The sequence below is a fragment of the Oscillochloris sp. ZM17-4 genome, from assembly GCF_019599295.1.
Classification (GTDB): Bacteria; Chloroflexota; Chloroflexia; order Chloroflexales; family Chloroflexaceae; genus Oscillochloris.
Genome location: NZ_JAIEWN010000004.1, coordinates 168758 through 180679, shown reverse-complemented (window position 1 = coordinate 180679; position 11922 = coordinate 168758). Strand labels below are relative to the sequence as shown.

General features: G+C 65.9%; 10 protein-coding genes. 6 read left to right on the top strand and 4 right to left on the bottom strand.

What is annotated here, in order from left to right; genetic code table 11:
- Positions 1-163: 163 nt before the first annotated feature.
- Positions 164-736, bottom strand: a complete 573-nt coding sequence (locus tag K2Z83_RS05635) for a DUF4126 domain-containing protein (protein ID WP_220594195.1) — start codon at positions 734-736, stop codon at positions 164-166.
- Positions 737-964: 228 nt separating this feature from the next.
- Here K2Z83_RS05635 and K2Z83_RS05630 point away from each other — a divergent pair, with 228 nt between their 5' ends.
- Positions 965-2839 carry an ABC transporter ATP-binding protein gene (locus K2Z83_RS05630; RefSeq protein ID WP_220594194.1) on the top strand — a complete coding sequence of 625 codons (1875 nt, stop codon included), beginning with the start codon at positions 965-967 and terminating at the stop codon, positions 2837-2839.
- 251 nt (positions 2840-3090) lie between these two features.
- Here the strand turns inward: K2Z83_RS05630 and K2Z83_RS05625 are convergent, their stop codons facing one another.
- Both K2Z83_RS05625 and K2Z83_RS05620 read right to left on the bottom strand, forming a co-directional pair.
- Positions 3091-4878, bottom strand: a complete 1788-nt coding sequence (locus K2Z83_RS05625; RefSeq protein ID WP_220594193.1) for an ABC transporter ATP-binding protein — start codon at positions 4876-4878, stop codon at positions 3091-3093.
- Between the two features lie 80 nt (positions 4879-4958).
- Entirely contained in the window at positions 4959-6776 is a 1818-nt protein-coding gene (locus K2Z83_RS05620; RefSeq protein ID WP_220594192.1) for an ABC transporter ATP-binding protein, read from the bottom strand.
- 370 nt (positions 6777-7146) lie between these two features.
- Between K2Z83_RS05620 and pufB the strand changes: the two genes are divergently transcribed.
- From pufB to K2Z83_RS05595, 5 genes are all read left to right on the top strand, one after another.
- Positions 7147-7317: a light-harvesting antenna LH1, beta subunit gene (gene pufB / locus K2Z83_RS05615; RefSeq protein WP_220594191.1), complete on the top strand. Its 171-nt coding sequence runs from the start codon at positions 7147-7149 to the stop codon at positions 7315-7317.
- Positions 7318-7421: 104 nt separating this feature from the next.
- A complete protein-coding gene (pufA, locus tag K2Z83_RS28785) occupies positions 7422-7610 on the top strand; it encodes a light-harvesting antenna LH1, alpha subunit (protein ID WP_255603369.1) in 189 nt (62 codons plus the stop codon).
- A gap of 335 nt (positions 7611-7945) precedes the next feature.
- A complete protein-coding gene (locus K2Z83_RS05605) occupies positions 7946-9214 on the top strand; it encodes a photosynthetic reaction center cytochrome c subunit family protein (RefSeq protein ID WP_220594190.1) in 1269 nt (422 codons plus the stop codon).
- A 73-nt stretch (positions 9215-9287) separates the two neighbouring features.
- Positions 9288-10229, top strand: a complete 942-nt coding sequence (gene chlG, locus K2Z83_RS05600; protein ID WP_220594189.1) for a chlorophyll synthase ChlG — start codon at positions 9288-9290, stop codon at positions 10227-10229.
- Positions 10230-10292: 63 nt separating this feature from the next.
- A complete protein-coding gene (locus K2Z83_RS05595) occupies positions 10293-11525 on the top strand; it encodes a geranylgeranyl diphosphate reductase (RefSeq protein WP_220594188.1) in 1233 nt (410 codons plus the stop codon).
- A gap of 158 nt (positions 11526-11683) precedes the next feature.
- Here K2Z83_RS05595 and K2Z83_RS05590 read toward each other — a convergent pair.
- Positions 11684-11922, bottom strand: a 239-nt coding sequence (locus K2Z83_RS05590; protein WP_255603367.1) for a plastocyanin/azurin family copper-binding protein, incomplete at its 5' end; no start/stop codon positions are given.

The following is an 11922-nucleotide window of genomic DNA, read 5'->3' as shown; positions in this document are numbered from 1 at the left end:
CGCCGCCACCGCCGGCAGCGAGAGCCCCATCGCCAGCCCGCGCCGGATCAGCTCGCGGCGGCTCAGCCGCCCAGCCAGGGCCTCCGCGATCAGGCGGTCGAGGCGTGTGGCATCAGTATGGTCGTCATTCATTCATAGATCATACCCCACATCGCGCGCGGGCTCAAGGAGTCCTGCGATCGCCCCACACCTGCGCGGCCCCCCGGAAGGCCCGGAAGAGCACCACCGCCAGGATGACCGCCAGGATGACCGCCAGGGCCGGGGCCATGATGGCCAGCACGCTCAGCAGCAGCGCGGCCCCGTCCTCGGCCAGGCTGATCACCGGGTTGCCCGTGCCCGCCGTCGCCGCCGTGACCATCGGGCGCGCCGCTGTGCGCGCCAGGTGCGCGCCGCCCGCCGCCACCACGCCGGCGATCGCCACCACCGCCGGGTGGATCGTCGCCACATCGCCCTGGGCCGCCAGCGCCAGGATGGCCCCGGCGATCGGCGCGATGATCATGCCCGCCGCGTGCAGCGCGCTATCCACGGCGGGCACCTTGTCGCCCACAAAGTCCAGCACCGCCAGGGCCGCGATGATCAGCAGCACCAGCGGGTGCGTCAGCAGCCCGAAGGGCGCGGCCAGCTCGATCAGGCCGAAGCGGGCCAGGATGCCGATCGTCAGCAGCGGGAGAAAGGCGTTCAGCCCGGCGGCCGTCGAGAGCCCCAGGCCGGTGGCGAGCGCGATCAGCGTCCCCATAGTCGTCCCCTTGTGTGATTGCAGATTGCAGATTGCAGATTGGGCAAAGATCGCCTGAGTCTGCGCTGCGCTACGGTTGGGACGGACTCGGCCGCCCAAAGGTTGCATAACATAGATAATCGCAGCCAATCTGCAATCTGCAATCTGCAATCGAAAGCCTGGACAAATGTCCGATCCCCGCACGCCGCAATCGGGCTATACTGGCCTGATGACAAAAAAGGAGCATCGATGATCGCAACCCGCGGGCGCCGCACACCCACGCCCGAGCAGGGGGCCGAGCCCCCTAAGACAATCCGCGAGCGATGGGCCGACATCCGCTCGGCTTTCCGCAACGTCCCCAAAGCCTTCATCCTCGTCTGGGAAGCCCATCGCCTGGGCACCGTGCTCATGGCCCTGATGACCTTGGTCAGCGGCGTGCTGCCGATCTCGCAGGCCTGGGTCGGCAAGCTGATCGTCGACGCCGTGGTGCTGAACGTCAGCACGCAGGCTGGCGCGCAGGCCGGCATCAGCGCCACCCTGCCCTTCCTGATCGCCGAGTTCGCCCTGCTCACCGTCGGCACCGCGATCAGCCAGGGCCGCACCCTGGTCGAGCACATGCTTAACGCCCGGCTCACCAACAGCATCAACACCTCGATCATCCGCAAGGCCCTGGCGCTCGACCTGCACTACTTCGAGGACGCCCAGTTCTACGACAAGCTGCAGAACGCCCGCCGCGAGTCGAACTACCGCGCCCTGAGCATCATCACCACCAGCTTCAACATCGCCCAGGGCAGCATCACCCTGATCTCCTTCGCCGCCGCCCTGCTGGCCTTCAGCCCGCTGGTGGCGCTCATCCTCTTCGGCGCCACCGTCCCGTCCTTCATCGCCCAGAGCAAGTACGGCAAGCTGAACTTCCGCCTGCTCACCTGGCGCGCCCCCGAGCACCGCCGCATGAACTACCTGGAGCACCTGCTCACGGTCGACCACAGCGCCAAGGAGATCAAGCTCTTCGGCCTCGGCGAGCCGCTGCTCAAGCGCTACCAGGAGTTCTTCTGGAAGTTCTACCACGAGGACGAGTCGCTGGCCCGCCGCCGCTCGCTGATCAGCATGCTCTGGGGCCTGCTGGCAAGCGCCAGCTACTACGGCTCCTACGCCTGGATCGTCTACCGCACCGTCGCCGGCCAGATCAGCATCGGCGACATGACCCTCTACCTGACGGTCTTCCGCCAGAGCCAGATCACCTTCCAGGGCATGTTCTACAACACCAGCCAGCTCTACGAGAGCGGCCTGTTTCTCGAGAACCTGTTCGGCTTCCTGGCGATCACCCCGCAGATGCACAGCGGCGAGGGCATCGCCGTGCCCCGCCCCATCCAGCAGGGCTTCGAGTTCCGCGACGTCAGCTTCCGCTACCCCGACCGCGAGGACTGGGCGCTGCGCGGGGTCAACCTGACGGTCCGCCCCAGCGAGAAGATCGCCCTGGTGGGGGCCAACGGCGCCGGCAAGACCACCCTGATCAAGCTGCTCACCCGGCTCTACGACCCGGTCGAGGGCCAGATCCTGCTCGACGGCGTGGATCTGCGCGAGTACAACATGGAGGATCTGCGCGACTGCGTCGGTGTGATCTTCCAGGACTTCGTGCGCTACCAGGTCTCGGCCCGCGAGAACATCGGCTTCGGCCAGATCAAGGACCTGGACAACGAGGCGCGGATCATCTCGGCGGCCGAGCGCGGCGGGGCCGACGAGGTGATGGCCAAGCTGTCCGGCGGCTACGACACCCTGCTCGGCCGCTGGTTTGAGAAGGGCGCCGAGCTCTCCGGCGGCCAGTGGCAGAAGATCGCCCTCAGCCGGGCCTTCATGCGCGACAGCGAGGTGCTGGTGCTCGACGAGCCCACCTCGGCCCTGGACGCCGAGCGCGAGTACGAGATCTTCCAGCGCTTCCGCGAGCTGACCGCCGGGCGGATCGCCTTCCTGATCAGCCACCGCTTCTCGACGGTGCGCATGGCCGACCGGATCGCGGTGATTGAGGGCGGCCAGATCGCCGAGCTGGGCACCCACGCCGAGCTGATCGCGCTCGACGGCACCTACGCCCGGCTGTTTAATTTGCAGGCCGAGGGGTATCGGTAGGGCGTCTGAATCACGGAAGACGCGAAATTGGCCCCCTGTGACGCGGGGGCGGTTCCGGTGGCGCGGAATGACCCCGATGATGCGGGGCGTAGGGCCGAAGCATTCGCCCCGCATGTATCGCCTACCTGGCCATGCATGTGGGGCGAATGCTTCGGCCCTACCCACGCCGGGGCGGGCGCCGGGGCACGGGGGCGGGGCGCCGGGCGACGGGGTGAGCGCATCGCTATGTCACCCCGTCGCCCGTCACGCCGTCACGTCGCTGCCTGCTCGGCGAACTGCAGGTGGTACAGCCGGTGGTAGAAGCCGCCCAGCGCCAGCAGATCCTCGTGGCTGCCGTCCTCCACCACCCTGCCGTGGTCCAGCACGATGATCCGGTCCACGTGGCGGATCGTGCTCAGGCGGTGGGCGATCACGATGCTGGTGCGGCCCTTGAGCATCTTCACCAGCGCGTCCTGGATGAGCGCCTCGGTGGCCGTGTCCACGCTGCTGGTGGCCTCGTCGAGGATGAGCAGCACCTCGGGGTTGAAGGCCAGGGCGCGGGCGAAGGCGATCAGCTGGCGCTGGCCGATCGACAGGTTCGAGCCGCGCTCGCGTATCTCGTGATCGTAGCCGCCCGGCATGCGCTCGATGAACACCGAGGCGTTCACCAGCTCGGCCGCCCAGCGCATGCGCTCGTCGCTGATCTCCGCGCTGTGCAGCCGGATGTTGCTGGCGATCGTCCCCGAGAAGCAGACCGGGTCCTGCGGCACGGCGGCCACGTGGCGGCGCAGCTCGCGCTGGGCCACCGTCCGGATGTCCACCCCGTCCAGGTAGATCCCCCCCTGCTGCACGTCGTAGAAGCGGGCCAGCAGGCCCACCGTCGAGCTCTTGCCGGCCCCGGTGGCCCCCACGATCGCCACCGACTGGCCGGCCGGGATGCTGATGCTGATCCCCTTCAGCACCGGCTCGTCCGGGTTGTAGCCGAAGACCACATCGCGGAACTCGATCGCGCCGCGCACCGGGCTCGGCAGGATCGCGGGGGTCTCAGGGTCGCGCACATCCTCGGGCGTGTCCAGCACCCCGAAGATCCGCTCGGCCGAGGCCATGGCCGCCTGGAGGATGGTGTAGCGCTCGGCCAGGTTGCGGATGGGCTGGAAGGCCCGCTCGGTGTACTGCACGAAGGCCGCCAGCATGCCCAGCGAGGCCCAGCCCGCCAGCACGCCCTGGCCGCCGCCGTAGAGCACCGCCGCCGTGCCGATCGCCGCCATCAGGCCCACCGCCGGGATGAATAGGGCGAAGATCAGCACCGAGCGCACGTTGGCCTGTAGGTAGTCCTCGCTCAGCTCGGCGAAGTGGGCCTGGCTGCGCGCCTCGCGGGTGAAGAGCTGCGTCACCAGCACCCCGCCGATCTGCTCGTTCAGGTAGGCGTTGATCTTCGCCAGCCGCTGGCGCACCACCCGGTAGGTGCTGCGCATGTGGCGCTGGTAGATCGACACGATCAGCGTCAGCACCGGCAGCGTGGCCATGCTGATCAGCGCCAGCCGCCAGTTCAGCACCAGCATCACCGAGATGATCCCCACCAGCGTGACCATGTCGGCCAGGATCATCACCAGCCCCTGGGTCAGGAACTCGTTCAGGGCGTCCACATCGTTGGTGATCCGGGTGAGCAGCCGCCCCACCGGGTTGCGGTCGAAGAAGCTCAGGCTCATGCGCTGGATGTGGCGGAAGATCGCCGTGCGCATGTCCTGCATCACCTGCTGTCCCACGCTGTTGATGATGTAGTTGTGGGCGTAGCGCAGGGCGAAGTTGCTCACCAGCACGCCCGCGTAGATCGCGAAGATCGGCCACAGGCCGTCCAGCTGCCGCGCCGAGATCGGCCCGTCGATCGCCCGCTGCACCAGCAGCGGCGGCGCCAGGTCGGTCAGGGCCGCGCCCAGCAGCAGGGCCACGGCCACGGCCAGCCGCCGCCAGTAGGGCGCCACGAACACCGTCAGCCGGCGCACCAGCCGCCCGTCGTAGGCCTTCCCCAGTATCTCGTCGTCCTCGAATCCTCGGGACATATCCCCTCCCTTCGGGAGGAATTGAGCGTTGAGAAATGAGAAATGAGAAAGCTGTGGCTTCCATTCTCAATTCTCAACGCTCAACGCTCAATTCTCAACTCAGACTCCAGCAGCTCGCGGCGGTACATCGCGGCGTAGCGCCCGCCGAGCCGCAGCAGCTCCCGGTGGGCGCCGCGCTCGACGATCCGCCCGCCGTCCAACAGGACGATCTGGTCGGCATCCTTCACGGTGGCGATGCGCTGGGCGATGATGATGCTCGTGCGCCCGCGCATCACCTCGCGCAGGCCGGCGAGGATCTGCGACGCCGTGTGCGTGTCCACGCTGCTCATCGCGTCGTCTAGGATCAGCACCGCCGCGTCGCGGGTCAGGGCGCGGGCGATCGCCACGCGCTGCTTCTGCCCGCCCGAGAGCGTCACCCCGCGCTCGCCCACCATCGTGTCAATGCCGTCGGGGAACTGCGATAGGTCGTTGCTCAGCCGCGAGACCGCCACGGCGTGGTCGAGCAGCTGCTCGTCGGCGCCGTCGCCCAGGCCAAACCCGACATTCTCGCGCAGCGGTACGCTGAACAGGAAAGTCTCCTGGGGCACATAGGCGATCGCCCGCCGCAGGTCGGCCAGGTCGAGGCCGCGCACATCGAGCCCGTCAAAGAGCACCTCGCCGGCGTCGGTGTCGCGCACCCGGCCCAGCAGGTGAACCAGGGTCGTCTTGCCCGAGCCGGTGGCGCCGATGATCGCCAGGGAGGTGCCGGCGGGGACGGTGAAGGAGATGTCTTCGAGCAGCCAGTCGGAGGGGCCGTGGGCAGGAGGCAGGAGTCCGGAGGCCGGGCCCTCAGCCTCCTGCATCCTGCCACCTGCATCCTGTTCATAGCGGATCCCCACCCCGCGAAACTCGATATCGCCGCGGGGCGCGGGCAGGGGCCGGGCGGCGGGGCGGCTGGCGATCTCGGGCTCGCGGCGCAGCACCTCGATCAGGCGCCCCATCGAGGCGGCGGCCTGCTGGTAGAGGCTGACCATCCAGCCGAGCATGATCATCGGGAAGGCCAGCAGCCCGAGGTAGGCGTTGAACTGCACCAGCTCGCCGATCGTCATCTCGCCGGCGGCCACCAGGCGCCCGCCGACCAGCAGCACCAGGGCCGCCACCGCGCCGAGGGCCAGCGCCATGCTTGGCCAGAGCGCGCCGCTGAGCAGCACGTAGCGCAGGTTCAGCTGGCGGTAGCGGGCGTTATCCTCGGCGAAGACGGCGATCTCGGCGTCCTCCTGGGCGTAGGCCTTGATCGTGCGGATTCCGCTGAAGTTCTCCTGGGCGCGGGTGGAGATATTGCCGAACTGATCCTGTACGCTGGTGAAGATCTGGCGCATGCGCCCGCCTACAATCACAAAGACGAGCGTGGAGAGCGGCATGAGCAGCAGCATCACCAGCGCCAGCTGCACATTGATCCCGAGCATGAGGATGGCGGACGCGATGAAGGTGAGCACCGCCGTGGCCGTGCCGTTCAGGCCCGCGCCGAGGAACTGCCGCACCGCGCTCAGGTCGTTGGTGGCGCGGGCCATCAGGTCGCCGGTATGGTTGCGCCCGAAGAAGCCCTGGTCGAGGCTCAGGTAGCGCCGGAACAGGTCGCCGCGCAGATCATACTCCACCTTGTAGGAGGCGGTGGCGATCAGCATGCGCTGGGCGAACTTGAAGGCGCCATCGACGAGGGCGACCAGGATGATCAGGCCGCCGAAGGTGAGCAGGGGCTGCATCTGGACGCCCCCAGAGCTGATCGCATCGACGGCGAGGCGCAGCAGGTAGGGGCCGAGGGCGCTCACCCCGGCGCCGACGGAGGCGCAGAGGACGCCGATGATCAGCATGATGCGGTAGCGCGCCATGTAGGGCAGCAGGTGGCGCAGATTCGACATAGGCTGATGCTCCTTCACGAGGGGGCTGTAGACGGCAGGGCATATCAACGCAGAAGTCGCCCGGATGGGCGCAGGGGGCAGTATAGCACCCGTGCGGGGCTTTGTAGTCGGTCTGGGGGCGGAGCGGAGGAGGTGTAGGGGCGCACGGAACTCCCCCCCAACGCAGCAAAAAGTGTTTAAAAGCAAACGATTGACAAATTTTGTTGACTCCTATATAATTTGTCCCAACACAAGGGATTTGATTTGCATACATCGCTCGTTCATAGCCGCCCATTCCTGAGCGGTGAGGGACGCGGATAACGGCCAGGCTCGCTGGACGTACCTGGTATTCACCGTGGCATAAGGTCTTGTAACAAGTGGAGGTTCGCCCATGCGCGACGACGACGATCTGGTACCATCCCGCTGGCGCTCGCTGTTCAACAACCAGGACTGGCTGATGCACGACATTATGGTTAAGTCGTTCTGGGCCTTCGGTGGGATCGCGGCTGTTGCCCACCTTGCGGTATGGCTGTGGCGCCCCTGGCTGAACGTCGGTATCTAAAGGTAATTACAGATTGTAGATTGCAGATTGCAGATTGAACAAAGCACTCTGCCGCCAATCTACAATCTGCAATCTGCAATCTGCAATTTCTAGGAGGCTCGCCCATGCCCCCGCGCAGTCCAGTTCGAACGAACATTGTCATCTTCACCATTCTCGGCTTTGTTGTGGCCCTGCTCATCCACTTCATCGTGCTCAGCTCGGTGCGGTACAACTGGCTCGATAACCTGACGCCCCAGGGCGCTCCCGGCGCAGTTCTGATGCTGAACTACCTCGGTTCGCTCATCGGCTTCTAGCAGCGTAGGCAGCCTGATGCCGGCGTTGGCGCCGACAGACAAGCAGACAGAACAACAACCGCCGGCAGGCCATCTGCTGGCGGTTGTTGCCTATCGGGGGCGTTACGAGGGGTTGATTTTGCACATAAGAACAAAATTTGACCTCAAAAAGCATCTCGTGTATACTAGAGCGGTATCGCCCCACCTTACCGATGACGCTCCATACCAGCATGTCACTCCACCGCTTTGTGATGGAGGGCGCGCGGCTCGCCGTATCACCCGCAGATGTTATGTCGGAGCCGGCCCCGCAGTGCGCGGCATCGCCGGGCTGCTGACCTGGAGTTGAGGAGACTCCCATGCAATCGTCGTCCCGGCCAAGCGATCGACAGACGGCAATTTTTGTCTCGGTGGCCGTAGGCATCATCGTGGCTGTGGTGACCACCGCAACCTTCTACTGGGTCTATGATCTCGCCCTCGGCCAGGAGCGCGCTGCCGCCACGGTCGTCTCACAGGCACCATGGAGCTCAAGCGACGGCATCAAGGTCATCACTTCATCTGCCCCGAATGTGCCCACCGATGGTCGCCAGCCATGGCTCGGCACCGACGCCTGGGTGCAGGGCGTCCAGGCAGGCCAGACATGGGTGCAGAATAACCCGAACCCAGTGAACGTCCAGGTGCTCACCGGCATGGACTCGGCCCAGATCTGGGCCTATATGCAGCAGTATGTGGCCGGCGCGCTTGGCGTGAGCTGCCAGTACTGCCACGATATCAATAACTTCTCGCTCGACACCTACGCACAGAAGACCACCGCCCGGAACATGATGTACCTGGCGACTGACCTAAACGCGAACTTCATCCTCCAGCTGCCGAACTGGCGTGGTAACTATGTTCAGTGCGCGACCTGCCACAACAGCAAGCCGAATAATCTGGAGGGCTTTGCCCCGCAGTTCGTCAAGAGCGTCCCGCCGATCCACGTGACGGTCGATCCGCTCGACAGCAACGGCGAGGCTATCACCGACCCGGCACTGAAGCCGGCGGCGATCCAGGGACAGGTGAAGCTCCAGGACGCCATCCTCTACTACATCTATAACTATCAGGTCTGGAAGCCCTACGACGCAGCTGACCCGGAGAGCGGGCGCGGCTCGCTGGCCCTCACCTATAAGGGCGGGCGGAGCCAGGATCAGGTCACGATCAACCAGAACGTGATGAACAATAACTCCTGGAGCCTGGGCGTCGGCTGCAACTACTGCCATAACTCGCGCAACTTCACGGCCTATGAGACGCAGCCGGCCAACAATGTGACCAACCAGCTCTACGCCTATAACAAGCTCAAGGCCCAGCAGATGCTGCTGATGACCTCGTGGATCCAGGCGAACTGGACGACCTACGGCGCCATCGCGAAGCCGGCCATCCCGACGGCGCTTGAGGGCGGGGCGAGCAGCTTCTCCTACCAGCAGCTCAATGGGCAGTACTACAATGTGCCCGGCTGCTACACCTGCCACCAGGGCTACAATAACGCCGATGGCATCAGCGTCCCCAGGGCGGCGATGAACCAGTCGTCCTTCGTGGATAAGGGCGACGCCGGTCAGGTGATCTTCCCGCAGGCACTGCGCGGCGGCCAATAGCGGCCAAATGTTGAATGTTGAATGTTGAACTACATTCAACATTCAACATTCATTATTTAGAATTGAGCACCCCATGCGCGACCTCCGCGACAGCTCTAGTATTACCCCTCCCACCCCCACCGTTACGCAGGCCATCAGGCCCACCGGTGGGGTTCGCGGTATACTGAGCCGCTCGTTTCTGCTCATGAAGCCGGTGACCTGGTTTGCGCCAGCTTGGGCGTTTCTCTGCGGCGCGGTGGCCAGCGGTCAGCTGGGCTGGTCTGTCGATCTGATCGGCCGGCTGCTCCTTGGCACGCTGATGGCTGGGCCGATCCTCACTGGCCTCTCACAGGTGGTGAACGACTACTGCGACCGCGAGGTGGACGCGATCAATGAGCCGCAGCGGCTCATCCCCTCCGGCCAGGTCACCTTGCGCCACGTCTACATCCTCACCGTCGTGCTGACCTGGCTCGGCTGCAGCGTCGCGATCTTCCTCGGCCGCGAGGTGGCGCTCTATGTGGGCATCGGCCTGATCTGCGCCCTCTCCTATAGCATGAAGCCGCTGCGCGGCAAGCGCAACGGCTGGGTGGGCAACACCCTGGTGGCGATCTCGTACGAGGGCCTGGCCTGGCTCGCCGGCCACGCCGCCTTCGGCGCCCTCACCGGGCCGAGCGTCGCTGTCGCTATGCTCTACTCGCTTGGCGCTCACGGCATCATGACGGTCAACGACTTCAAGAGCATCGTCGGTGATACCAAGATGGGCATCAGGTCCATCCCGGTGCAGTACGGCAAGGTGATGGCCGCCCGCCTTGTGGTGATCACGATGGGCGTCGCGCAGCTCGGGGTGATCGGGCTCCTCTTCTGGTGGGGCCACCCGATCGCGGGCGCGGTGGTCGGCCTGCTCCTGGCCGCCCAGAGCGTCCCGAACGTCCGCTTCATCCGCGACCCGGAGCATAACGAGGTCTTCTTCAACGCCACCGCGATCATGCTCTTTGTCTGGGGCATGCTCGCCGCCGCGATCGGTCTGGCTGGGTAAATAGGACATCTGGCTATCGTATCGTATGGGCGCGACACACTGCGTCCCTAGTATGGAAACCACATGGCACCTCGGGTACTCATCATAGGCGCGTCTGTCGGCGGGGCTACGGCGGCGATTACGCTACGCGGGCTCGGCGTCGAGACGGTGATGATCGAGAAGGAGCTGCAGAAGGCCAAGCCCTGCGGCGGCGCGGTGCCCCCGGCCGCCTTCCGCGAGTTTGATCTGCCGACGCACCTGATCGACCGTAAGGTGAAGAACTGCCTGATTGTCTCGCCCTCCGGCCAGGAGACGAGCGTCCCCGTCGCCGGCACCATCCCCACCGATGATGACTATGTCGCCATGGTGCGCCGCGAGGTCTTTGATGGCTACCTGCGCGAGCGCGCCCAGGAGCGCGGCGCCGAGCTGATCCACGCCCAGCTCACCGGCCTTGAGGTGACGGAGGCCGGCGTGCGGGCCTCCTACCGCTCCATGGCCGACGGCAGCGAGCACACGATCTCCGCCGATGTGGTGATCGGTGCCGACGGGGCCTACTCGCCCACGGCGAAGATGCTTGGCCTGCCCGCCCTGCCCCGCGCCGTGGCTATCCAGGAGCGCATCGCCCTCCCCGATAGCCAGATGGCGCGCTGGGAGGACACGGCCGACCTCTACCTCGGCGCGGAGGTCAGCCCCGACCTGTACTCCTGGGCCTTCCCGAAGAAGGACCACATCACCGTCGGGATCGGCGCCGGCCCCGGCCACACCCAGCGCGCCAAGGAGCTGCTGGCCAACCTCAAGCGCCGCATCGGCCCGTCTCTCGACGGCGGGCGGGTCATCCTGCGCGAGGCCCACGCCCTGCCCATGGAGCCGCGCAAACAGATGGCCTTCGACCGCGCCATGCTGATCGGCGACGCCGCCGGCCTGGTCGTCCACACCTCCGGTGAGGGGATCTACTGGGCCATGAAGAGCGGCGAGATGGCCGCCCAGACGCTCGGCCAGCACCTCGACGCGCCCACGGCGAAGAACCTGCGCGCCTACGAGCGATCATGGTGGAAGCAGTACGGCACCATGTACCAGTTCCTGCGCTTCCTCCAGTGGTGGGGCTACGGCAACGAGCGCCAGATGGAGGTCTTCACCGAGATGTGCCGCAACCCCGATGTGCAGCGGCTCACCTTCGACAGCTACATGCACAAGACGATGGCCCCCGCCCCCTGGGGCGTCCAGATGAAGATGACCTGGGATATCATCCGCGCCCAGGCCCGCAACTACGCCCGCCGGCGCACCCCACTCCGCATCACTGAGGCGCTGAGCCGCTGAGGCACTGAGGCCGGGCGTGCTGCTCAGTGTCTCCGCATCACTGAGACACTGAGATGCTGAGATACTGAGATACTGAGACACTGATGACGAGCAAGGCCCCCGGCGCGCATCGCGCGCCGGGGGCCTCAGTGTCTCATCTCATCAGTGCCTCAGTGATGCTAGTTCACCACCAGCTCCCCAGCCATGCCGCCCGCATAGTGGGCGGGGAAGGTGCAGAGGAAGATGTAGGTGCCCGGCTTCGTCGGGGCAGTGAATGTCATCGTCCCCGTCTCGCCAGGGTTGATGATCGGCATCGCCGCCAGCAGCCCGGGCGTGTCGGCCGGGGGCACCGCGCCCGCCGCATTGCGCGCCTTGGCCATCGCTGTTGCCGCAGCCTCATCGATCGTCTGGGCGACAT